This is a genomic window from Herbaspirillum sp. CF444, from assembly GCF_000282135.1.
Taxonomy (GTDB): Bacteria; Pseudomonadota; Gammaproteobacteria; order Burkholderiales; family Burkholderiaceae_D; genus Herbaspirillum.
Genome location: NZ_AKJW01000011.1, coordinates 18,152 through 44,620 on the forward strand (window position 1 = coordinate 18,152; position 26,469 = coordinate 44,620).

The following is a 26,469-nucleotide window of genomic DNA, read 5'->3' on the forward strand; positions in this document are numbered from 1 at the left end:
GCGCCAAACATCGGATGTTTGCCATATCTTCCGCACACATTGAGCCCGGCATTTCCGATCGCTCCTGACGGGGTGCAACGGTGCAGGCATGCCAGTCGAAGTCAATAAAGTTGCCTCGTGAAAACATCTCGCCTCACTCCCATTGCTGCGATGCTGCCTGCCGAATGGATTTGCCAGGATATATTTTGAAAAAGTGAGACAGGAAGTCAACTCTCGGAGCGATTCAGTGGCAATATTGCGGGCAGAAAATATTCTCATTTTTTACGAGAATAAACTCAAGCACTCAACGGGGTCGGAATGACAGGGCGTTGAGTCGTAAAAGATAAGGGCAAGATCAAATCACCCTTGCAGGATGGGGCTTTGCTTGTTAAGCGGATAGTTTGCCGAAATAAACAAGCTTGCCGATGTTGGGTCGGCAATGCTCAGGGGAGCGGGATGCTGGAACGTATTGTGCCGGAGAACACTATCATTGCAGCGCTCGGAACACGGCTGCTCGCAGTGCCGGCGGTCGCGGCCGTCCATCTCGTCGCCGCAGCGAGGGAGGGGGAGGCGGGCGTTGGCCTGGTCGCCTATGTCGTCGGCGGTCAGCGCAAGGCTTTGGACGCCGCCATTGCAGACTCGGCGCATCCGGGGCCGGTGGCGCTGGTGCGCGTGCATGCTTTGCCGCGTCGACCCGACGGCAGCGTGGATGACGCTGCCCTGGCCGCATTGCCGGCCTGGGTCGAGGCGTCGTTGCCGCCGACCGCCGTCTATCGGCCGCTTGCGCCGCTGCGGCAGCGCATCCATCTGGCCGATCTCCTGCCGGACTATCCCTTGCTGACCTCCACCGTGCAGGAAACACCGCTCTCCAGGACGCCGGCGAACGGCGCTGCCGACAAGCCGGCGGTTTCCCGTCTCAGGCCGCTTCCCGCACAGCCGCGAATGCCCGCCAACCTGGCCGAAGCATTGGCGCGCGCGGCGCAGCATCCCGAACTCGGCATCGTCCATGTCGCCGCCGACATGCGTGAAACCCGGGTCAGTTATGCCCAATTGTTCGATCAGGCGCGCCGGATACTGGGCGGCTTGCGCGCACGCGGCGTTCGCAGCGGCGATGTGGTTCTGGTCGATGCGGCAGACAGCCGCAGCCTGCTGCCGCTGTTCTGGGCCTGTCTGCTCGGCGCCATTGTGCCGGCGCCGTTCAAGGTCGCTGCGGCGGCAGTCGGCGGCGCGCCGCTCAAGCGTCTGCGCGATTCCTGGGAAGTGCTGGGGCGGCCGCTCATTGCCGCCGATCCGGCCAGCTTGCAGGCGCTGGCGCCACTGGGAGCGGATGCGCTGAGCGGAATGACCTTGCTGGATGCGTCTGAACTCTGCCGCGCCGAAAGCGCAACCCCTTCGCCGGCAAGCGACCTGCGGGCCTTGTCCATGGTGTTCATGACCTCGGGCAGCACCGGTCTTCCCAAGGGCGTCATGCTGAGCCAGGCCAACGTGCTGGCGATGATCGGCGGCGTAGCCGAACGCGGCGCCGCGCTGACGCCCGGCGCGACGACCATGAACTGGATGCCGCTCGACCATGTCGGCGGTCTGGGCTTCTTGTCGATCTTGCCGCTGGTGCTGGGCATGAACCAGATACAGGTCGATACCGCCACCGTGCTGGAAGCCCCCGTACGCTGGCTGGAACTGGCGCACCGGCATCGGGTCTGCATGGTCTGGACGCCCAACTTTGCGTTCGAGCTGTTGCAGCAGGCGGCTTCTGCGCCCGGCGCGGCGCGCGACTGGGACCTGTCCAACCTGCGCATGATCCTCAACGGCGGGGAGGCCGTTTCCGACAGCGTGCTGACGGCTTTTGCCGCGCGTTTCGCAGAGAACAAATTACCCGACGGCGCGATCTGGCCGTCGTTCGGCATGACGGAAACCGTCAGCGCATTTTCCATGTCGCAGTGGATCCCGGGCAACGGCGAAGTGGTTTCCCTCGGCCTGCCGATCTGCGGCGCCGCGCATCGCATCGTCGACCAGCACGGCGAAGTGGTCCCGGAAGGCATCATCGGCGCCGTCGAGCTGTCCGGCGACTCCCTGTTCATGGGGTATTTCGGCCGCGACGACCTGACGGCCGAAGCGATGCACGGTAACTGGTTCCGCTCCGGCGACATGGGCCTCATCCGCAATGACGAGCTCTTCGTGGTCGGGCGCATCAAGGAAATGATCATCGTCAACGGCGCCAATTTCTACAGCAGCGAAATTGAAGAAGTCGTGGCGCAGACGGAGGGCGTAGAGCGCATCAGCATCGCGGCTGTTGGCGTGCGCGCGCCGGCTGCGCGGACGGATCAGCTGGCCTTGTTTTTCCATGTTTCCGGTGTTTCCGATATTGCCGATGTGCGCGACGACGTCCTCAGGCGTGTCATGCAAGACATGCGCATGCGCCTGGGCAAGCAGCTGTCGCTGATGCCCGCGTATTTCATCCATGTACCGTCAGATCGCCTGCCGCGCACCAATTCCGGCAAGGTCCAGCGGATCGAACTCAAGCGCCGGCTGGAAGCCGGTGTTTTCGATGCCGAGATCAAGCAAGCCGCCTGCCTGCTGGAGGCTGCCGGCACGATCCCCCACTGGTTCTCCGAACCGTTCTGGAAAGCTTGCCCGATAGCTGTCACGGCAGGCGAATCCGTCCACGGGCAAAGCATCGCCGTACTGGGAGACGCCTCCGCCGGCGACGCCGCGATCCGGGCGGCGCTGGCGCGGGCGGCCGGCGATATCGACTGGCGGCAGTTTGTGCTGGAAGAACAACCCGATCCTTTGCCTTCCCTGGGCCGTCTTTTCAATGCGATGGCGCAGCAGGGATTGCCCGACGTCATTCTGATATTGCCCGGCTGGGCGCGCTTGCCCAGGCTGCTGTCGTTATGCCAGGCGCTGGCGGCGACGGCGCGAGGTAGCCGGCCTGTAAGACTGATCGTATGCGGCGGCGCTGATGCCGCCGAGCATGCCGCGGCCGCCGCTTTTTTGCGGACGGCGGCAGCGGAAATCGACGGCGTGCATTGCATGCATATCCAGTTTTCAGGCAAAGACCTCGGCAGCGACGCCGGCATGATTCTCGGCGACCTGCGCCAGCCCACGCGCGAAACCGAACTGGCCTATATCGACGGCGCGCGCCACCTGCGGCGCTGGCGCAACGTCGAGTTGTCCAAGGCGGATCGCCCGGCATTGCGCTCCGGAGGCCTGCATCTGATCAGCGGCGGACTCGGCGGCGTCGGCTTGTTGCTGGCGCGGCATCTGCTCGATCGTCACGACGCAAAATTGTTGATTGTCGGCCGTACCGAAGCCGCACAGCTCGACGCCGCGCGCGCGACAGCGCTGCGGGAGCTGGAACGCAGCGGCCGCGTGCTCTACGTCAGCGCCGATGTGGCCGACGCCGCAGCCTTGGGGGCCGCCGTGGCGCAGGCGCGTGCGCGCTGGCAGTGCGGACTGGACGGCGTCCTGCATCTGGCAGGCGAGGGCCGTCAGACCGAATTGCGCCGCGAAACGGCGGCAACGCTGGCGCAGATGATGCATGCGAAGGTGGCCGGCAGCCTCGCCTTGCAGGCGCTGGCGGACGCGCATCCCGGTGCCCGGCTGGTCCTGGTCGGCTCCGTTGCCGGCATGGTCGCGGGCCGGCAGGATGCCGCCTATGCCGCCGCGAACGCCTGGCAGGCGGCGCTGGCGGAACAATTGGCGGCGTCCGGCAATACGCGCTGCCATTACCTGGGATTTTCGTCCTGGCGCCATACCGGCATGAGCAAGAACGGCGCGCCGGTATCGACGGTGGAAGCGGCAGGGTATTTTTCGCTGGAACCGGAACATGCCGTCGCCAGCTTCGACATTGCGCTATCGGCTTCCCGGCCGGTGCTGGCGATCGGTCTCGACCTGCAGCATCCGCGCCACGCAGGCTTGCAAGATGCGGCCATTGCGGTGGATGAAGCGCTGGTCGTTGAAGCCGGAGGCGCTGCGCAAGGCGCCGTGATGTTGCGCGACCATTTCGGTCGCAGCCTTCCGGTCGCGGTGCTGGCGGTGGACGCGATACCGCGCAACGAAGCGGGCGGCGTCGATCGCGAACAGCTGACCCGGATAGCCGGCGGATTCCTGCAGCTGGGCCGGCCGGACAGCGAGTTCGAGCGCTACATGGCGCAGTTGTGGAAGCAGATCCTCGACCTGTCCATATGCGGCGTGCACGACGACTTTTTTGCGTTGGGCGGCAATTCGCTGCGCGCAGCGCAAATCGCAGCGGCCACGCGCGAACGCTTCCGTCTCAATGCGGCGATGCCCGATCTGCTGCAAAACCCGACCGTGGCAGGATTCTGCGCCCACGTGCAGCGCAGCGAAAGCAAGCCGGGCATCACCGAAGCCATTGCTCGCCGCTGGCTGGAAATAGAACAAATGACACCCGAACAAAAAGCGGCACGCGTTGCTGCGAGGACTGTATGACGACACCTGAAATGCCCTCGATCGAGACTGGATTGGATGCGGCACTGGATGCAGCGCTGCTCGCCGACCTGCTGGCCGAGGATGGTTTCGAACTGCCGTCGGAAGAATCGGCAATCCCTCGCCGCGCGGCGTCTGCGCGCGTGCTGGCGACGCCTGCCCAGCAACGGCTGTGGACGGTTGAACGCATCGACGGCGTGACCGGCGAATTCAACCTGGGCATGGATATCCGTTTCAACGCCCCTATCAACGTCGCCGCGCTGGAACGTGCTCTGCTGGCGCTGCTGCAACGCCACGAGGGCTTGCGCGCCGGCTTTTCCGAGCATGATGACGGCTCCATCGGGCAGACCTTCACGCAAGTCGACAGCCTCTCCCTGACGCAGCATGCCATGCCCGCGGCGTCATGGCCGGCTTTCTTGCGCGAGGCCGTTGCACAGCCTTTCGACCTCGCTGCCGACCTGCTGCTGCGGGCGCAACTCCTGCACGATGACGATGCCAAGTCTGAGTCTGAGTCTGAGGGCGGAGCGAGCGCTTTATTATTAACCTTCCATCACAGCATCATCGACATGTGGTCGGGACATCTGCTGCTGCGCGAACTGGTGATGCTGTATGCGCGCGAACTCGGCAAGGGCAATGAAACGGTGACGCTGCCCGAGCCGGTGCAGTTCGGCGACTATGCGACGTGGCTGCGCGAGCCGCAGCAAGCCGCCGCGCGCGAACAGTTGCACGGCTATTGGAAGACGCGGCTGGAGCAGTTGCCGACAGCGCTGGAATTGCCGTTTTCAGGACCGCGCGGACAAGCCGGCGCAACATTGTGCGAACGCATCCCGGTGGTCTTGCCGGCACCGCTGACGGCAGCCGTCAAACGCTTTGCCGATACCGCCGGAACCACGCCGTTCGTGGTGATCCTGGCGGCGTTCCATGCCGTGCTGGCGCGCTATTCCGGCATGGACGACATCGCCGTCGGCGTTCCGGTCGTCAACCGTCCGCGGCAGCAGGAGCAGGGCATCGTCGGTTTCCTGAGCGAGACCATGGTGTCGCGCAATCTCTCGGAGCGCAGCCAAAGTTTCGGCACGTTGACCGAACAGGTGCGCGATCACATGCTGGAAGACTTGCGCCATCAGGGACTGCCGTTCGATGACGTCGTCAAGCTCGTCAATCCGGAGCGCCGCACAGGGCTTGCGCCGCTGTTCCAGGCCATGCTGGTGTTCCAGACGATGCCGCCGCTGCAGGCGCAAGCAGGCGCGATATGCGCGCACGCCGCAACCGTCCCGCTTCCCGCCGCCCGGGCGGACCTGCTCCTGGAACTGGAAGCCGGCGCGGAACACATCGAGGGTGGACTGGAGTATCGCCGCAACTTCATCGATCCGCAGATCGCCGCCGCGATGGCGGCATCGGTTGAAGTCGTGCTGGAAGCCGCGCTGGCCGATCCGCAACTGCCATTGTCGCAACTGCCGCTTCAACGCAGCGACGCGGCGCGCGAGATGCTGGCACGCCTCAATCCACCGTTGCCATCCTTGCCGGGAGCCGCGCCGCGCACACTGAGCGCCTGGTTTACCGAACAGGCTGCAAGGACGCCGGATGCCGTGGCGCTGATCGATGCGGAAGGCGGGGGCGAAACTACCTATGCCGAACTCGACCGTCGTTCCGCCGCGCTGGCCGCGCATCTGGCGCAACTGGGCGTCGTTGCCGAAACGCCGGTCGCCATCTGCCTGCCTCGCTCGGCGGATCTGGCCGTGGCCATCCTGGCGACCCTGCGTGCGGGCGGCGCCTTCGTCCCGATGGATCCGAATTTCCCCGCCGAGCGCCTGCGCTACATGCTCGACAGCAGCGGTGCGACGGTGTTGATGACGACAGGCGCGCCGGACTGGCTTGCCGCCGACGTTCCCGCGGCACAGCAGCCCAGGCTGGTCGATCCTTCACGGGCATTTCCGCAGGCATCCGCGCCGCCGGATCTCAACGGTCCCGACAGCCTTTTGTACATCCTCTACACCTCCGGCTCGACCGGTCGCCCGAAAGCGGTGATGGGCCTGCACCGGGGCGCGGTGAACCGCATCGCCTGGATGCTGGAGCGCTATCCGTTCGAACCGCGCGATCGCTATTGCCAGAAAACCACGCCGACTTTTGTCGACTTCGTCTGGGAGCTGTTCGGTCCGCTGCTGGGCGGCGTGCCGTCCGTGATCTTGTCGGCGGCCCAGGTGCGCGATCCGCGGGCGCTGGCGTCGGCGATGCAGCAGCACGGGGTCACGCGCCTGACGCTGGTGCCATCGCTGCTGAAATCGCTGCTCGATCATGTCGCCGACGTCGGCAACGTCCTGGGTGGGTTGCGTCACTGCATCTGCAGCAGCGAGGCTTTTCCGGGCGACCTGGCGCGCCGCTTCCTGAGCCTGTTGCCGGATTGCCGCCTGCTCAATCTCTACGGATCGTCGGAGGCATCGGCGGATTCGACCTGCTACGACGTCGACACCGCAGAAGGACCGCAGGTGCAGATAGGCAGACCGATCCCGGGCAATCTGCTGGCGATTCTCGATCCGGCCGGTAACGTGTTGCCGGTGGGCGCAGCAGGAGAAATCATGATCGGCGGCATCGGCCTGGCGCGGGGGTATCTCAGTCTCAATGGCGGCGAGCCGCGCTTTGTCACCTTGCCCGCAGACGTCGCCGGCGGTCGCGCGTTCCGTTCGGGAGACCTCGGGCGCTGGCGTCCCGATGGCGGCATCGATTACCTGGGGCGACTGGATCGTCAGGTGAAGATTCGCGGTGTGCGCATCGATCCCGAGGAAGTCCGCGTCGCGCTGCGCAGGTGCCCCGGTGTAGCGGATGCCGTCGTCGTGGCGCGCGAAGTCAGTACTGACGGCAGCGGCGAACTGATACTGATGGCGTATGTCGTCGCGAAAGAATCGGTGGAGCCGGCGTTGCGGCGATGCCTCCAGGACATCTTGCCGATGGCCTTGCAGCCGTCCCGTTATGTCTTCATGCCGGACTTGCCGCTCAACTCCAACGGCAAAATCGATTTCCTGGCCTTGCCCGCGCCCGACGGAGAAGTAGCGGCGCAAGCGCCAGAGACAGAAAGCGCGATGACGCTGGAAGAGAACTTGCTGGCGGATATCTGGCGGCAAGTGATCGGCAGCCGCCCGCAACATCCGCAAGCCAATTTCTTCCAGTCGGGCGGCCATTCGCTGAGCGCCATACGGCTGGTCGCTGCGCTGGAAAAAAACCTGGACGTGCGCCTGCCGGTGACGGCCGTCTTTGACGCGCCGAGCTTGCGCGCCATGGCATTGGAAGTGCGTCGCGCGCAGCGCGGCGCGGGACTGCCGGAGGTGGTGGCCGGCGGCCCGCACCGGCGCGCGCGCGCCTCGTTCAATCAGGAGCGTCTCTGGCTCATCGAACAATCCGGACAACAGCGCGGCGCCTACAACCAGGCAGTGGTCTACCGCCTGCGCGGCCAGTTGGACGTCGAACGCCTGGAAACCGCATTCAGGCGCGTGATGCAACGCCACGAAGCGCTGCGCACGCGGCTGGTCCTTGCCGATGGCCTGCTGTGGCAGGAGGTGCAAGAGGTCCACGCCTCGCCTGAATTCGCTCTCGAAAGGATCGCTGCAGACGACGGCCGGCAGCAGATTGCACCGCTGCTGCAGGAATTTTCAGAACGATTTTTCTCGCTGGCGGAAGACCTGCCGCTGCGTGCCGGCCTGATCGGGCTCGGACCCACTGAACACCTGCTGGCGATCGTGGCGCATCACACCGCCTTCGACGGCGGCTCCGGACGCGTGATTGTCGAAGAACTGGGGCAAGCCTACAGCGGTGTGCTGGATGCCGCTCCCGCAGCCTTGCAGCAAATCGATTTCTCCGAATGGCAGCGCCATTGCGACGAGCAGGGCGCTTTCGAGGCGCAGCGCAATTACTGGCGCGACCAGCTTGCCGGCGCGCCTGCCGTGCTCGGACTGGCCTTGAGCCGAATGCCGGAACAACGCGACTTCCGCCTTGGCCGCGTGCCGGTCGCGCTTGGCCGGGAGCGCAGCGAACGCCTGCAACAGGCCGCCGATGACGCCGGACTGAGCGTCTTCGCGCTGTTGCTCGGGGTGTGGGGATTGACGCTGGCGCGTTTCGGCGGCGAGCAGGAAGTCGTGGTCGGCATTCCCGTGGCCGGTCGCAGCCGCACCGGGCTGGACGGCATCGTCGGCTTCCTTGCCAATACGCTGCCGATGCGCCTGGATTGCAGCGCCGCCAATCTGGCGGAGTTCGGCCGCCGCGTCCAGCAACGCGTCGCCGAAGGACTGCAACACCAGGATATTTCTTTCAGCCGGATCGTCGAAGCCGCCGGCGTGGAGCGCATTCCCCAGCGGCCGCCTTTGCTGCAGGCGATGTTCGTGCTGGCCGATCTGCGCCAGTGGCAATTGCAACTGGACGCCATCGACGCGGTGGCGGAACCCTTGTCGGCGCCATTGGCGCGCACGGATCTCAGCATGGCTTTGCATCAGGATGCGCAAGGCATCGCGGGCGAGCTGGAATATGCCGCCGACGTTATTGCACCGGCGCTGGCCGGGCGCATCGCCGAGGGTTTCGCACACTTGCTGGAGGCCTTGCTGGCGCAGCCCGACGTGCCGCCGCTGTCGCACTCGTTGCTGGATGCGCCGGCGCGCGCCTTGCTGGCGCAGTTCGGTCAGGCGCGCACCGTGTTGCCGCCGGCAAGCGAGCCGCTGCGGCTGCACGACTTGCTGCGCGCCGGCGTACAGCGCAACGGCGACGCCGACGCCGCAGCGCTGGCGACCCCCGAGGGCGAGCTCAGCTACCGGCAACTGGACCGGCTATCCGGCGACTTTGCTCGGCGTCTGCGTACCGCAGGTATCAATCCGGGCGACCGCATCGCGCTGATCGGCGAGCGTTCCATCGGCCTGATCGCTGCACTGCTGGGCATTTCAAAAGCCGGTTGCGTGTTCGTGCCCATCGATCCGACTTATCCGTCGGTGCGTATCGAGCAGATGCTGCAGGATGCCGGCGTCGCGCTGGTGGCCGGCGACCGTCCGGCAGACTGGAACGAGGCGCAATGGATGCGCTTGCCGGTATTGCAGGACTTGTCTTGCGCACCTGAACAGGACGAATCGAAGCATTCTCACGGCGAGTTCGACAAGGACTTCGCGGCAACCGCCTGCATCATTTTCACGTCCGGCTCCACCGGCCGTCCCAAAGGCGTGGCGCTGGCGCATCATGCCTTGTGCCGCCTTGCGCAGAGCGCCGTGACCGAATTTTCCGTGACGCAGGAAAGCCGCATCCTGCAACTGGCCGCCTTCGGTTTCGATGTGGCGGTTTCGGATATCGTGTTTGCCCTGGCCGCCGGCGCCTGCCTGTGCCTGGCGCCGCGCGAACGTCTGCTGCCCGGTTCGCCGCTGCTGCAGACGCTGGGCGCGATGCATATCAGTCATTTGCAAATCCCGGCGTCGTTGCTGGCGGCGATGCCGCTTGCGCCTTTGCCCAGCCTGCGCACGCTGATCGTCGGGGGAGAGTTGTGTCCCGCTGCAGTGGCGTCGCAATGGCAGCAAGGCCGCGATCTGTTCATCGCCTACGGTCCGACCGAAACCACGGTGACCGTGACCGCCGGCCGCTATGCGGGTGCCGACGCGCCTTTGCAGATCGGCCGCCCGCTGGGCGATGCGCGCATCTATGTGCTGGACGAGCAGGGCGCACCGGCGCCGATCGGCGTCATCGGTGAATTGTGCATCGGCGGACCGGGGGTGAGCATCGGCTACCTCAATAATCCGGCGCTGACGCAAGAACGCTTCCGGCCGGATCCGTTTTCCGACGATCCACAAGCGCGCCTGTATCGCAGCGGCGACCGCGCGCGCTGGCGCGAAGACGGCTCGCTGGACTTCCTCGGTCGCAGCGACCGCGAGTTCAAACTGCGCGGGTTCCGCATTGCCCCGGCCGAAATCGAAGCCGCCTTGTCGCAGCAGGCCGGCGTGACTCAGGCACTGGCGATGCTGCGCCCCGACAGCGCCGGACAGCGCCGCCTGGTGGCCTATGTCGTCGGCGCCGGCACGGATGCCGCGACGATCCGCAGCGAATTGCGGCGCAGCTTGCCGTCCTTCATGGTGCCCGATTTCATCGCGATTCTGGACAGCATGCCGCTCACCGGCAACGGCAAAATCGATGTGAACGCCTTGCCGTTGCCGGTGTTTGAGCGAGAGGGCGTGGCATCGGGCAATACGGAGAGCCGCGAGGGTCGCGATTGCCTGGCGCGTGTCGCCGGCCTGTGGCGGCAGGTGCTGAACCTCAAGGATATCGCCCCGGACGCCAATTTTTTCGACGTCGGCGGCCATTCGCTGCTGCTGGTCCGTTTGTACGACCTGCTGACGGTCGAGTTCGGTGCGGCGGCGTCGATCAGCGATCTGTTCCGTTTTCCGACCATCCGCAGCCTCGCGGCGCATTTGTCCGGTCAGGGAGACATCCGGGAAACAGGAAAAACGGTGCATGCGCCGCTGCTTGCCCAGGCGGACATCGCCGTCATCGGCATGGCATGCCGTTTCCCGGGGGCGCCGGATGTCGACGCCTTCTGGCAACTGCTGGTCGAAGGCCGCGAAGGCATCAGCCGCCACGATCCGGCATCGCTGGCAGAGGCGGGACGCGCTGCCGACGTGCAGCAACAAGCCAACTTCGTTGCCGCCGGCGGCGTGATCGGGCAGGCCGATTGTTTCGATGCCGACTTTTTCGGGCTCGGGCCGCGCGACGCCGTCACGCTGGATCCGCAACATCGCGTTGCGCTGGAATGCGCCTGGCATGCGCTGGAACATGGCGGCTATGCAGCGATGGAAGCCCGGGGCGATGTCGACGTTGGCGTCTTCGTGGGTGTCGGCGTGAATACCTATTTGCAGGGGCAGTTGTTTGGCGGCGGCCCGATGCCCGAAAGCGCGGACACATATCACGCGATGTCCGGCAACGACAAGGATTTCGGCGCCACCCGGATTGCCTACCATCTGGACCTCAAGGGACCGGCGCTGGCCGTGCAGACGGCATGCTCGTCATCGCTGGCGGCGCTCGACATGGCTTGCCGTTCGCTGCGCAGCGGCGCTGCGGGCATGGCCCTGGCCGGCGGCGTGGCCATACGTTTCCCGCAAGGCAGCGGGTATTTCCATGAGCCGGGCATGATCCTGTCGCCCGACGGACATTGCAAACCGTTTTCCGCCGATGCACGCGGCACCGTCCCCAGCGGCGGCGTCGGCATGGTGCTGCTCAAGCCGCTGGCGCAGGCGCAAGCCGATGGCGACAACGTGCTGGCGGTGATCCGCGGCAGCGCCGTCAACAACGATGGCGGGCGCAAGGTCGGCTACGCCGCTCCCGGCGTGGACGGCCAGGCGGCGGTGATTGCCTCGGCACTGAAGCAGGCCGGACTGGAGCCGGGCGACATCGACTATGTCGAAGCACACGGCACCGGCACCGAGCTGGGCGATCCGGTGGAAATTGCCGCCTTGACGCGTGTCTTCGGCGGGCGGCAACGGCCGCTGGCGCTGGGTTCGGTCAAGAGCAACATCGGCCACGCCGACGCGGCAGCCGGCATCGCCGGCCTGATCAAGACGATTCTGGCCCTGCAGCACGGCGTGCTGCCGCCGAGCCTGCATTTCTCGTCACCCAATCCGCATGTCGATTTCACGGCGGCGTCGATCGGCGTGGTCGGCTCCGTGCAAGCGTGGCCCGCGCAGGAAAGCGGCCATCCGCGCCGCGCCGGCGTCAGCGCCTTCGGCATCGGCGGCACCAACGTGCACGTGGTGCTGGAACAGGCGCCTGCGCGTTTGCAGACCGCCTCCGCAACGATATCGCCGCCGGTGTTGCCGCCGGTTTTACAGGTATTGCCGCTCTCGGCGCGCACGCCGGCAAGCCTGCGCAGCAGCATGCTGGCGCTCGCCGACGTCTTGCAAGGCCGGCCGCAATTGGCATTGCGCGATGTCGCCTTCACCTTGCAGCAGGGACGCGCCGCCTTCGGCTGTCGCCACGCCCTGGTTGCATCCAGCAACGAAGAAGCCATGGTCGCGCTGCGTCTGGCGGCAGAACAGTCCGGCACTGAGCCGGTGGCCACGATCAAAGGAGCGGCGCGGCTTGCCTTCCTGTTCCCGGGGCAGGGCAGCCAATATCCGCGCATGGCGCAGGCGCTGTACGAGAGCGACGCCGGCTATCGATCCTGGTTCGACCGCTGCGCCGTCGCGCTGTTGCCGCATGTGGAGCAAGACATCCGCACCGTGCTGTATGGCGTCGCGGCCGACGATCCCGCTGCCGTCGCGGCACTCGGGCAGACCGCGCTGGCGCAGCCGGTGCTGTTCTCGGTGATGTACGCGCTGGCGCGCAGCCTGGAGGCGCGCGGCGTCGAGGCCGTCGCCATGCTGGGTCATAGCCTCGGCGAATACGTCGCGGCATGCCTGGCCGGCGTGTTCGAGCTGGATGATGCCCTGGCGCTGGTCGCCATGCGCGGCCGCCTGATGCAGGCCTTGCCCGGCGGCGCGATGCTGGCGGTGCAGGCGGACGAAGCGCAGGCGCATGGGCTGATGCGTACGTTGATGCGCGATTGCGGCGACGCGATCGGCCTGGCTGCCGTCAATGGCCCCGGACAGTGCGTGTTGTCCGGCGCAACGGACGCCATCGATGAATTGCAAGCACGGCTGAAAGAAATCAATGTGCCGGCCGTGCGCCTCGACACCTCGCACGCCTTCCACTCGGCAGCCATGGATCCGGTGCTGCCGGATTTTGTCGCCCAGTTCGATCGCATCACCCTGATGCCGCCGCAACGGCGCTTCATTTCGAATGTCACCGGCACCTGGATCAGCGATGCGGATGCCGTCGATCCCGCCTATTGGGCGCGCCATTTGCGCCAGGCAGTGCGCTTCGGCGACGGCCTCGACACCTTGCAGCGCGACGGCGTCGACCTGCTGCTCGAAGTCGGCCCCGGCAGCGCCTTGCAAAAACTGGCGCGCACGGGCGGCTGGCCTGCGGCGCAACTGATTGCGCTGGGCATGCACCGGCAAGCCCGGCAACAGGTCTCCGCGCTGGAAACCATCGTGGCGCAACTGTGGACGCGCGGCGCATTGATCGACTGGCGCAAAGGCAAGGTAAGCGGGCCGGCGAGCGGCGATGCAGGCGCGCCATCGCGCGTCGCGCTGCCCGGCTATGTGTTTGAGCGCACGCGTCACTGGCCTGCGCCGCAACCGGCTATCGCCGCGACCGTGAATTCACAGGAACGGCGCGCCGATATCGCAGACTGGTTTTATCTGCCGGGCTGGCAACGCGCGCCGCAGCTGTCGGCGATTACAACATCAGCGGCGTCATCAACCGCGCCGGACGTCTGGCTGCTGCTGGGCGCAGAAACCGATGCCGGTCGCGCTTTGGCGACCGGCTTGCGCGCATTCGGCCAACAGCTTGTTGAAGTCAGGGCGGCAGCCGCATTCGAGGCGCTCTCGCCGCAGGACTACGCCATCGATCCCGCCAGTGAACAGGACTACCGCCGGCTATTGGACAGCGTCGCACCGACCCGCGTGGTACATCTCTGGGCTAGTGTTGTACAGCCTTTCGAGATGGCGCTGGAACGTGGCTTTGCCAGCGTGATGCTGTTGGCGCAGGCCATCGGCGCGGGTTCGCAGGCGCGCACGCTGCAACTCGACATCGTCACATGCGGGGCTGCGGATGTCAGCGGCGACGAGCAGTTGGCATCGTCGCTGGGTACCTTGCTCGGCCTCGCCAAGATTCTCCCGGTGGAATATCGCAGCCTGACCTGCCGCCTCATCGATATCGAGGCGGAAGGCTCCGTGCCTATGCTGCTGAACGAACTCTTGCACGCAAAAATGGAGACACAGGTCGCGCTGCGCCGCCGCCATCGCTGGGTGCCGCATTTGCAGCCGGTAAAGCTCGCTGCGCCGGAAGCGGGCGGCGATCGCCTGCGCAGGCAAGGCTGCTACCTGATCACCGGCGCCTTTGGCGGCATGGGTGCGAGCATTGCGCGCGATCTCGCCACGCGTTACCGCGCACGCCTCGTTTTGCTGGGGCGCCATGTCGACCGCGCGCTCGTCGCTGAACTCGAAAGAGCGGGTGTCGAGGTACTCGCAAGCGCCTGCGACGTTGCCGACGCCGCTGCGCTGACGCCGGCGATTGCGTCGGCGCATGCACGTTTCGGCGTTATCCACGGCGTATTCCATTGTGCCGGCGTGGCCGATCTCGGCGGCATCATCCAGAACCGCAGCGTCGCGTCGATGCATCAGGTGATGGCCGCAAAAGTGCAGGGCACGGTATTGCTGGATCGCTTGCTGGAAGGCGATGCGCTGGATTTCATGGTGTTGTTCTCGACGCTGGGCAACTTGCTGCCGCAGGCCAAGTTCGGCCAGGCCGCATATGCCGCCGCCAACGAATTCCTCGATCTGTTCGCTCATGAGCGCAATGCGCGCGGCGGTGGTTTTACCACCGTGCTCAACTGGGACGATTGGAGCGAGGCCGGCATGACTGTCGCCGCTTACCGCCGTCATGGCCAGGCTGCGCCCGATAGCAATGAAGCGATGCGTTCGCAGGAAGGCATCGAGGTCTTGCGCAGGGTGCTGGCGTCGCCGCACGCGCGCGTTGCGGTATCGATACGCGACTTGCCTGGCCTGATGGCGCGCGCCGATGTGCTGCTGGACAGACTGTCCACGCCGACACCTTTATCTCCGGCCGGCGCCGGCATGTCTGCGTCGGCGGGTGCAAGCGGCATGAACAGCATGACGGATACGGAAGCAAAACTGGCCGCCACCTGGCGCAGCATTCTGGGTGTTGCGGACATCACGCGCGAAGCAAATTTTTTCGAACTGGGCGGGCATTCGCTGATCGGCATGCGTTTGCTGGCTTTCGTGCGCGAGAGCTTCGGCGTCGATCTGAACATCACCGCCGTGTTCGAGCACGCCACGCTAGCCGCGCTGGCCGGCCATATTGATCAATGCCGTTCCGGAGACGACGGCATAGAGGAGTTTACGATTTGAACGGTGTTGGACATTTGATGGCGCAACTGGCGGAGCTCGGCGTCACGCTGACCTGCTCCGGCAGCGACCTGCGCGTGCGCGGCCCGGCAGGCGCCTTGTCGCCGGCACTGCGTGCAGAGCTGGGCGCGCGCAAGACCGAGTTGATTGCGCATTTGCAGGCGGTGTCCGATTCGTCCCTGACGATGTCTTTCCCCGAGCTGACGCGCAGCCCGGTACAGCGCACCACGGCGCCGCTGTCGTTCAATCAGCGCCGGTTGTGGTTTCTGGATCGTCTTGAAGGCGGCAGCAGCGCCTTCGTCATCATGGCCGGATGGCGCCTGCGGGGCGTGCTCGACCTGCCCGCGCTGGAGCGCGCATTGAGCGCGTTGACGGCGCGTCACGAGTTGCTGCGCAGCGTGATCCGCGATGAAGGCGTCGAGCCGGAGCTGCATATTCTCCCGATGACGCCGTTTGCGCTGACGGTCGAAGCACCGGCTGCCGGTAGCAGCCACGCGTCGGCCGAGCAGGCGCTGCTGGCGCGCGAAGCGGCCCTGCCTTTCGACCTGACTGCGGCGCCGCCCTTGCGCATCAGCCTGTTGCAGCTGGAGCCGCATAGCCATGTGCTGGCGCTGGCGATGCATCACATCGTTTCCGATCATTGGTCCATGGGCGTGCTGATCCAGGAACTGGGCATGCTGTACGCGCTGGAAACCGGCGCATCATCGATCCGCCCGGCCGAGCTGGCGATCCAGTATTCCGACTATGCGGTGTGGCAGCGCGCGATGTTCAGCGAAGAGAGGCTGGCGCCGCATCTGCGCTATTGGCGTGAACAGCTGGCCGGCGTCGTCACCGAGCTGGCGTTGCCGCTGGACCGGCCGCGTCCGGCCGAGCGCGGCAATGCCGGCGCCATGTATCAGTTGCGCCTGGCGCCCGGCACGGTGCAAAAGGTGCAGGCCTGCGGTCTGCACACCGGATCGACGCCGTTCATGGTGCTGCTGGCGGTCTACGCGCTGGTCTTGTCGCGCTGGTCGGGACAAGACGAAGTGGTGATCGGATGCCCGGTCGGCAACCGCGACCGCAGCGAGACGCACGGACTGGTGGGATTCTTCGTCGACACCATGCCGCTGCGCATCAACCTGCACGGCGACCCCGATCTTGCGGAGCTGATCCGGCGCATACGGACCACTTGTCTTGAGGCGTTCGAACACCAGCAGGCGCCGTTCGAGCGCATCGTCCAGGCGGTGCGCCCGGAACGCGCGCTGAACAAGGCGCCGCTGTTCCAGACCATGTTCATGCAGCAAAGCGACTCCAGTGCGCAGCTGGCCCTGGCCGGATTGCAGGTGGAAGCGGTACCGCCGGCAGCGGGCGCTCCCGAACTGGATCTCAACTTCTTCGTGCACCTCGACGGCGACGATTATCTCTGCGCGATGGAGTACGACACCGATTTATTCGACCAGGCGAGCATTGCCGGATTTTGCGAGCAATTCGCCTACGTGCTGGAGCATGCGAGCATCGATGCGTCGCTGCCATTGTCTTGCGTTCAACTGGCGCCGCCTGCTCCGCTGCCGGTGCTGGTACCCGATGTCGAACCGGCGCCGTTGTTGCCGCAGAGGATAATCGCTGCCGCGCTTCGTCATGCCGACCGGGTTGCCGTGGAACAGGGGGCAACGCAGCTTACTTATCGTGAATTGATGCATCAGGCGGATGTGCTGGCGCAACGTCTTGTTGCCGCCGGCGTACGGCCTGGGGCCGTGGTCGGTCTCGGTTTTTCTTCATCGGCGGCCTTGGTGGTGGCGATGCTGGCGACGTGGCGCGCCGGCGCCGGCTACGCGGTCCTGAGTCCGCAGCAGCCGGTAGCGCGACGAACACAGATGATCGCCGCCGCCGGTATTGCCCTGGTGGTCACGACCGCCGGGGAAGCGGCCGGCTGGCCGGTGCCAACGCTGTTGTCGGATTTGTCCGCATCGCCGGAATCCGCATTGCCCGCGCTTGCGCAACATGTCGACGCTGCAAATGCCGGCGCGCTCGCCTATGTCTGCTTCACCTCCGGTTCGTCGGGCACGCCCAAGGGCGTGGCCGTGACGCACGCCAATCTCGCCAACCATGCGCACGCGGTGGTGCAGGATTTCGGCTTGCGCGAGAACGATCGGGTGATGCAATTTGCCGCCGCCGATTTCGACGTCGCCGCCGAAGAGATCTTTCCGGCGTTGGCAGCCGGCGCCTGCGTGGTGATTCGTGCAGAGGGCGTCACCGATAGCATTGACGCGTTCCAGGAGCATGTCGGGCAAGCAGGCCTGAGCGTGCTGAACTTGCCGGCGGCGTTCTGGCATGAGTGGGTGCGTGCGCTCGGTCAGGCGCGCCGTGCACCGCCTGCCTGCCTGCGTCTGGTGGTGACCGGCAGCGACCGGGTGTTTGCCCGCCGCTGGCGCGAGTGGCAGGCGTTGTGCGCGCATCCGATAGCATTTCGCAGCGGCTACGGCCCGACCGAAGCGACCATTACCTCTTCGTTTTTCGATCCCGCCGAACAGCCGTTGCCGTCGGCCGCCGAAGTCTTGCCGCTCGGCCGGGCGATCGCCAACGTCGCATTGGAAGTCGTCGATGGCCGCGGCCTGGCCGTGCCGCCCGGCGTCATCGGTGAAATCATGATCAGCGGCGCCGGCGTGGCGCAAGGCTATATCGGGCAGCCGGCACAAACTGCCGCCGTCTTCCAGCCACATCCACATTCGGCCGCGCCCGTGTTGCGCAGCTACCGCAGCGGCGATCTGGGGCGTCGCCGCATCGACGGCACGCTGGAATTCATCGGGCGCAAAGACCAGCAGGCCAAGGTGCGCGGCTATCGGATTGAACTGGCGGAAATCGAATCGGCGCTGATGGCGCATCCGCAAGTGCGCGAAGCGGTGGTGCTGATGCGTGCGGACAATACCGACAAGGCAGGCTCGGGCCAATTGCTGGCCGTCGCCGGCTGCGAGGCGGAACTGGAACCCGGCCTGCTGCGCGCGTGGCTGGGGGAACGCCTGCCGGCCTACATGGTGCCGGCGCGGTGCATCACCTTGCCGCAGTTGCCGCGCACGGCATCGGGCAAGACTGACCGACGGGCATTGCTGGAGATGGATAGCGCGCGTGAGGCCCCATCTCAACATGACGCGCCTGCAGTTCCCGCCACGACGGCGGCCGAGACGCCGCTGGCGGCATTGTTTGCCGAGGTGCTGGACCGGCCCACGATCGGGCCTTGCGACAATTTCTTCGAATTGGGCATCGACTCCATCCGCAGCCTGCAGGTTGTGTCGCGTGCCCGGCAGTTGCAGCTGAACCTGACGGTGCGCGACATTTTCCGCTTCCAGACGGTGCGTGATCTGATGCGCGCGCTGGAAGCGCGCGGGCAAATCATATCCGGCAGCAAACTGCAGGAACCCGACGACGGCAACGACGATGATTTGCAGCCGACGCCGATCCAGGCATGGTTCTTCGAGCAGGCGGGAGAACATCGCACCCACTATAACCAGTCGGTCGTGCTGCAGACGCCGCTCCATGTCGACGCCGCTGCGCTGGAACGCGCGCTGGAGGCGGTGGTGGCGCGTCATCCGATGTTGCGTTTGCAGGTCGACGGCGAACGCTTGCAGGTCGCAGCTTCTGTTCCAGGACCGATACTGCGCGTTCTGCATGGCGCCGAAGCCGAACTGCCGGCGCGCATGAGCGCCTATGAGCATGCGCAGCGCAGCATGGATTTGCGCGCCGGCCGGGTGCTGCAGGCTGTTTTCGCACGACCTGCTGCGCGCTTGATGATCGCGGTGCATCATCTGGCGATTGATGCGTATTCCTGGTCGGTATTGCTGGATGACCTGAGCCTGGCCTATGCGCAGGCATTGCGCGGCGACATATCCTTGCCCGCGCCAACCACGTCCTATCGTGTCTGGTCGCGCAAGCTGCACGAACTGGCCGCCACGCCGACGGCGCAGTCTGCGTTCGATTATTTTCTGGGGCGCTTCACAGGCCGGGGGCTTTCCGTGTTGCCGGCGCAATTGCCGGCCGGGACGGCGGGCGCCGCAGAAAGTTTGCCGCTGTCGCTCGACAGCGAAACCACGACGGTCCTTCTGCAATTGGCGCCCGGGGTATTCCAGGCCCGCGTTGACGAACTGCTCATGGCGGCGTTGTTTATCGGCGCCGCCCGTATCGGCCTCAAGGGGGCGTTGCAGATAGATCTCGAACGCAACGGTCGCGTCGACCTGTTTGAGGATGTCGACCTGTCGGGTACCGTCGGCTGGTTTACGGCGGTGCAGCCGGTGCTGCTGGAATGGCCGGACGCAGAACCTGACGTGGCCCGGATAGTGATGCAAGTGTGCGAGCGCGTGCGCGAATCGCCGTGTCAGGGGCTGGCGATGGGGATCATGCGTTATTTGTCGGCCGATGCCGGACAGCGCGCTGCGTTGCAGGGCTTGCCCGGCGCAGAGATCCTGCTGAACTATCTCGGCAGGCTGGACATCGGCGCCACGAGTGTGCCCGGCAGCGACGGTTTTACCGCCGTCGATGAAGACAGCGGGCCGGCGCAGAGCGATGCATTCGCGCGTAGTCACGTCATCGAAATCAATGCCGGCATCCGCTCCGGTTGCCTCAGCGGCGCGGTCAGTTTTCCGGCAGGCGATGCGCAGCGTGAGCGCATCGGCGCATGGCTGCGCGAAGTCATGGCGGCGCTACGCGAGATCGCCGCTGCCGCACAGCGCCATGCGTCCTTGCCGCAGGATCGGATTGAGGAGGAGTTGCCGCTGACGCCGTTGCAGCAAGGCATGGTGTTCCACAGCCTGCGCGATCCGGACATCTACTGCAATCAGCTTTGCCTGACGCTGGACGGCGCGCTTGACGCCGAGGCCTTGCGTCGCGCATGGACGCAGGCGCTGCAACGCCACAGCATGCTGCGCACCAGTTTTCACTGGCGCGACCTGCCGGCCATGCGCCAGCGCGTGCATGCCGACGTGGAATTGCCGTGGACCTTCGCCGACTGGCGCGGCCTGGATGAGGCCGCGCGCGCGGTGGCGCTGGACCAGCTGATGCGCGCCGACCTTGCACGCGGCTTTGAACTTGAGCAGGCGCCGCTGTTGCGATTGCAATTGTTGCAGGTTGGAGACCAGCGCCACGAGCTGGTCTGGAGTTCGCATCATCTGTTGCTGGACGGCTGGTCGGTGTCGCTTTTGCTGGCCGACATCTTTGCGCTGTATCGCCAGGCGTTGGGCGATTCGCAGGTGCGCCTGAAAGCGGCGCCGCGTTTCTCCGACTATGTGCGCTGGCATGAGCGGCGCGATGGGCGCGAACGCAGCGAAGATATCCTCTTCTGGCAGCGCTCACTGCAGGAAATCGAAGAACCGACGTCGCTGGCGTTCGCCAGGCAGGCGGGCGACGCGGTATCGGCGCAAGGCACGACGCCCGCGTTGCATGAGTTGCATGAGTTGCATGCGATGGAGTTGTCGCCGGCGCGCATGCAGGCTGTGCAAAAACTGGCGCAACGCGCACGCACTACGCTCGGCACGGTGCTGCAGGCGGCCTGGGGACTGTTGCTGGCGCGTTGCAGCGGCAGCCGCGACGTGGTGTTCGGCGTCACCGTCTCGGGACGGTCAGCGGAACTCGACGGCGTTGAAGACATGATCGGCATGCTCATCGCCACGGTGCCGGCGCGGGTGACGATTCCGTCCGCGATGTCTTTGTCGGACTGGCTGGCGCACTTGCAGGAGCAGCATCTGGAGCGCGAGCAGCATGCCGGCGCGTCGCTGACCGAAATTCGCCAGGCGGCGTCCTTGCCCGGCAATCAGGAATTGTTCCAGACCTTGTTGCTGGTGCAGAATTATCCCAAGGCGCAGTCCCTGTCCGGCGGCGGATTGCGCCTGGCGGGCGTAGCGGTGAGGGAGCGCACCAACTACCCGCTGACCCTGGTCTGCAGCGCCGGTGAAACGCTGAGCCTGGCCTTGCATCGCGACGGCAGCATTCCCGCCGCGGCGGCCGACCGCTTGCTGGCGCAACTGGGACGTTTGCTCGACAACATGGCGGCACATCCGGACTGGCCGGCGGCGCAGTTGCTGGCGCTGGACGATCTCGATGCGCAGGCGGCATTGATGGCAGGCAGAGGTCCCGTCGAGGTGATTGCGCCGGCGTATTTGCCGCAGCAGATCGATGCCTGGGCAAAACGTTCACCGGACGCCGTGGCCTTGAGCGATCAGGAACGGCGTCTGAGCTATGACGCGTTGCGCGTCGAATCGCTGCGATTGGCCCGGCGCTTGCGGGCGCTCGGCGTAGGCAACGAAACGAAAGTCGCGCTGTGCTTGCCGCGTTCCTCGGGCTACGTCGTTGCAGTCATTGCCATCCTGCGCTGCGGCGGCGCCATCGTTCCGCTGGATCCCGCCTATCCGGCTGCACGCCGGCGTTTCATGCTGGAAGACAGCGGCGCGCCCTGGTTGATTGCGGATAGCATGTGCGCCGATGAATTGCAGGCACGGGCGATCACGCTGGATCCGGCTGCCTTGTTCGCGGCGGCCGATGTGGAAGAGATGGATGACGGGGACTTCCCGCAACCTCGTCCGCAAGCCCTGGCTTACGTGATCTACACATCCGGGTCCACCGGCACGCCCAAGGGCGTCGGCAATACCCATGCCGGCCTGCGCTCGCTGGCGCATGCCCAGCGCGGCGCGTTCGGCTTGTTGCCGGAGGCGCGCGTGTTGCAGTTTGCCTCGCTGTCATTCGATGCATCGATCTGGGAAATGACCATGGCGTTCGGCGCAGGTGCCGCCCTGGTCGTGCCCGACGCTGGCACCGCCCGCGTCGGCGACGGATTGCAACAGTTCATGCGACACCAGCGCATCAGCGCGGCGACCTTGCCGCCGACCGCGCTGGCGACACTGGATGAGGGCGACTTGCCTGACTTGCAGACGCTGGTCGTCGCAGGCGAAAGCTGCGCAGCCGAACTGGTCTTGCGCTGGGCCCCCGGACGGCGCTTCTACAATGGTTACGGGCCGTCTGAAGCTTCCGTTGCTGTCAGCGTCGAGGCATGGTCCGAGGCCAACAATAACGACAACAATAACGATAACGACAACGACAGCGCCGGGCAATTGCCGATCGGCCGGCCGCTGCCGAACATGCAGCTGCATGTGCTGGATAGCGACATGCAACTGCTGCCGCCCGGTGTCGTCGGCGAACTGTACATTGGCGGGGCAGGGCTGGCGCGCGGCTATCTGAACCGTCCACGCCTGACGGCGGCGAGTTTCTTGCCGGATCCTTACGGACCTCCCGGCGCGCGCCTGTATAAAACCGGGGATCGCGGCTATCGTCTCGCCGACGGCAGGGTGCAGTTCGTCGGTCGCAACGATCACCAGGTCAAGCTGCGCGGTTTCCGTATCGAATTGAGCGAAATCGAGGCGGCGCTGATGCAACATGCCGAGGTACGCCACGCCGCGGTGCTGGTGCGTCGTCACGGCGAAGGCGACCGCGACCGCCGCCTGACGGCTTATCTGGAAACGCGCTCACCGATAACGAGTGAGCTCTTGCGGGATTTCCTCGGCGATCAGTTGCCGTCGCATATGCTGCCGGCGCATTTCATCGCACTGGAATCGATGCCGTTGACCGTCAACGGCAAGATCGACCGCAAGGCATTGGAGGCGCTGCCGGTGAACATGCCGCAGCCGCCGGCGCTTGCCGAAGGCGACTATGCCGGCGAGACCGAGCGGCAACTGGCGGGCATCTGGGCGCAGGTGCTCAATGTGGCGCAAGTGCAGCCGGGACACAATTTCTTTGAACTCGGCGGCGATTCGATTCTCGCGATCCAGGTGGTGTCCAAAGCCAACCGGCAGGAAATCGCGCTGACGCTGAACCAGATCATGGATCCCGATTTGCCGACGCTGGCGAAGCTGGCTGCACAGGTGGATGCCAGCCAAGGTGCGGAACGCACGCCGGCGCCAGCTCCGGCGGCGCAGGTTACTACAGGCCCCATACCGCTGACGCCGATCCAGCATTGGTTCCTTCAGCAGAATCCGCCGGACCTGCATCACTACAATCAAAGTTTCTTGCTGGAGGTGCCGGCCGGATTGGATGTGCCGGCCCTGCGCCGGGCACTCGATGTGGTTTGCGCGCGCCATGATGCGCTGAGGCTGCGTTTCAGGCAGATCGACGGTGTCTGGCAGCAGCATCTCAGCGAACATGCAACGGCGCTGCTGGAAACGGTGCCGCCGCCGGCCGAGACGGCCGGCTGGCGCGCCTTGCTGGAACAAGGCGCGGCAGACAATCAGACGCGCCTGGATATCGAACAGGGCCCCTTGCTGCGGCTGGTGCTGTATGCGCCGCCGCTGGGAACATCAACCGCGCGCCTGCACGTCGTGGCGCATCACCTGGTCATCGACGCCGTGTCGTGGCGCGTGTTGCTGGAAGATCTGTTCGACGCCTATGCGCAAGCGCAAAAATCTGTAGCCGTCAGCTTGCCGTATGCCGCTACCGCTATGCGCGCTTCTTTTGGGCAATGGGCTGCGGCGGTAGAGCGCCATGCCGTCTCCGCGCAAGCCCTCGGCGAACTGCCTTACTGGCTGGAGCAGCCGCGCGATCTGGCGCGCCTGCCTGTGTTGCGCACCAATATCGCGGCGACTGCCGGCGCCGCGCACACCAGGGGTTTTACGCTGGATGAAAGCGTCACCGGCATGTTGGTGCGGGAGCTTCCACGCAGTCGTGGAACCCAGGTGCAGGAGATTTTGCTGACCGCCTTGAGTGTGGCACTGGATGCATTGTTATGCGGCGCAGGCAAACGCAACATCGGTATTGCGCTCGAATCCCACGGCCGCGACATCATGCTCGAAGGCCTGGCCGTCGGCGGCATACCGGGATGGTTTACTGTGCTGGCGCCATGGACGATGCCGCTCGGCGAGCATCGCATCGACAAGATCCGCGAGACGCTCAAGGCCATGCCGCGGCATGGTTTCAGTTTCGGCGTGCTGCGTTTCCTGTCGCCCGACACCGCCGTGCGGGAAGCGCTGGCGGCATTGCCGGTTCCGGAAATCGCGTTCAACTACCTTGGTCAATGGGATACGGCATGGCCGGACAGCCTGCCGGTCCGGCCCGCGCCGGAAACCGATGGCGCCGGTTTTGCGCCATCGACGCCACGCCCGTATGTGCTGGAAGTCAACGCGCTGGTCTCGGGCGGACGTTTGCAGCTGGACCTGACGTTCGATCCGCGCGTGCTGGCGCAGGAATTTGCCGACCGGCTGTGCACCGGCATGCGCGACTGGCTGCAGGCGTTGGTGCAGAGTGTGTCGACGGAATCGATAGCATCAGCCGCATCGAAAGAGGTGGCGGATGCAGGCATGGCGACTTACGCATTGGCGCCGCAGCAAGCGGCCATGCTGGAACACACCGCCCGGCACCCGGATTCGTCTGCGTATGTGGTGCAATTCACCGCACGCTTGCCAGCCGAACTGCAGGTGGACGGCTTCATCGCCGCCTGGCAAACCGTGTTCTCGCGGCATCTGTCGCTGCGCGCCTGTTTCATCGCCGGAGAAAACGGCAAGGCCAGTCAACATTTTGGCGAAACGTCGGTGCTTGCCTGGCAGCGCGAGGATTGGCGCGGCTTGTCGGAGCAGGAGGCCGGTACCGGTCTTGACGCCTATTGCCGGCAAGACCGGCTGCGCGGCTTCGATCTCGCCACGCCGCCGCTGATGCGTTTTTCGCTGTTGCAAACGCGTACCGGTCATCATTTTGTATGGACTTATCATCATGCGCTGATCGACGGCTGGTCGATGCCGGTATTGCTCAGCGAGGTTACCGCTGCCTACGGCAAACAGTTGATGGCCTCGCCGGCGCCGGACTTCCGTGTTTTCCTTGACTGGCTGGACCGCCAGGACGGCGCGGCCGCGCGTCACTTCTGGCGCGGCGAGTTGGCCGGGATGAACGCATCGCGCTGGCCGGCGGAGCCGGGGACGGCCTGCAGCGGCCGCTTTGCGGAGATTACGTGGCAGCCGCAAGCGGGAACCGGCGCCCGCCTGAGCGCGTTTGCACGCCGGCATCGCCTGTCGGCGCCGAGCATTTTCATGCTGGCATGGGCGCTGGTGCTGGCGCGCCACAGCACTGCGGACGAGGTATGTTTCGGCGTCACTTCGGTATTGCGTCCGGCCGACGTCGACGGTATCGAAACCATGGTCGGCAATCTGATCAACACGCCGCCGTTACGCTGCCAGATCGATCCCGCTATCGGCTTCGTTGAAGCCTGCCGGCAATTGCAGCGCAGGCGCGTCTCCGCCATGGCGCATGCCACGCTGGCATTGTCGGAAATCGCGCAGTGCGCCAGCCTGTCGGACGGCGATGCCTTGTTCGGCACGGCGCTGCGCATCCAGAATTATCCGCTGGGCGATGTCGGACGGGGCAACGCCGCGCTGCACGTCAGTGATGTCGCCATTTGCGATCAGTGGCATTACCCGTTCAATCTGGAAGTCACGCCGGGAGAACAGTTGGGCCTGATCGCGGTGTACGACGCCGGCCTGGTGTTGCAGGCGCAAGCCGAAGCCATGCTGCAGTCCTATGCCGCGCTTCTTGAAGTGCTGGATGACTCGGCGCTGGGCATCCTGATGGAAGGAATGTATGTCTGAAGTTGGTGCCGATGTCGTATGTCTGGTCGTGGTGAACGATCAGCGCCAGTATTCGGTCTGGCCGGCGCAGCGCAAGCTGCCGGCCGGATGGCGCGTTGTGGGTGAGCCGGCGTCACGGGAGAGCTGCCTGGATCGGATTGAAACCTTGTGGAGCGACGAGTACCCGGGCGCGTTGAGAGCAGCACCGGACCGGACAGAACCAGCAAAACCACGCATTTCCTTGGGAGACAAGCGAGGAGACGCTGGCATAGGAGATGAATAAAGCTCGTAATCAGTTTTTTTGTTGGAAATTTGTTGAATATATTGGCTGTATACCGAACAATTTCCATGGTTTACGTATATTGTTCATGCGTTGTCCGTGGTTGTCCGTGTATTGGTCTTGTGTTCGACCGGTTTCCCGAAAGTGGCGCTCTGTTGTCCGATGCGGCAGAGTCTTGTTCCCCAGCCTTGAGCTACCCAAAGACCTCATGCGCTTCAGGGCGTTT

4 protein-coding genes are annotated in these 26,469 nt (G+C 65.3%); all 4 read left to right on the top strand.

All coding sequences use genetic code 11. From position 1 onward, the window contains the following. Nucleotides 1–435: 435 nt before the first annotated feature. From PMI16_RS01965 to PMI16_RS25145, 4 genes are read left to right on the top strand one after another with little or no spacing between them, the layout of a single operon-like run. Entirely contained in the window at nt 436–4,428 is a 3,993-nt protein-coding gene (locus PMI16_RS01965) for an SDR family NAD(P)-dependent oxidoreductase (protein WP_007875851.1), read from the top strand. After that, nucleotides 4,425–15,404, top strand: a complete 10,980-nt coding sequence (locus PMI16_RS01970) for a non-ribosomal peptide synthetase/type I polyketide synthase (RefSeq protein ID WP_007875852.1) — start codon at nt 4,425–4,427, stop codon at nt 15,402–15,404. The genes PMI16_RS01965 and PMI16_RS01970 overlap by 4 nt, the downstream gene beginning before the upstream one ends. Further along, the gene (locus tag PMI16_RS01975; protein ID WP_237719767.1) at nt 15,401–25,984 is read left to right on the top strand and encodes a non-ribosomal peptide synthetase; all 10,584 of its coding nucleotides are present in this window, start codon (nt 15,401–15,403) and stop codon (nt 25,982–25,984) included. The genes PMI16_RS01970 and PMI16_RS01975 overlap by 4 nt, the downstream gene beginning before the upstream one ends. Further along, a complete protein-coding gene (locus PMI16_RS25145; protein ID WP_081493350.1) occupies nt 25,977–26,246 on the top strand; it encodes an MbtH family protein in 270 nt (89 codons plus the stop codon). Before PMI16_RS01975 ends, PMI16_RS25145 begins: the two co-directional genes overlap by 8 nt. Nucleotides 26,247–26,469: the final 223 nt, after the last annotated feature.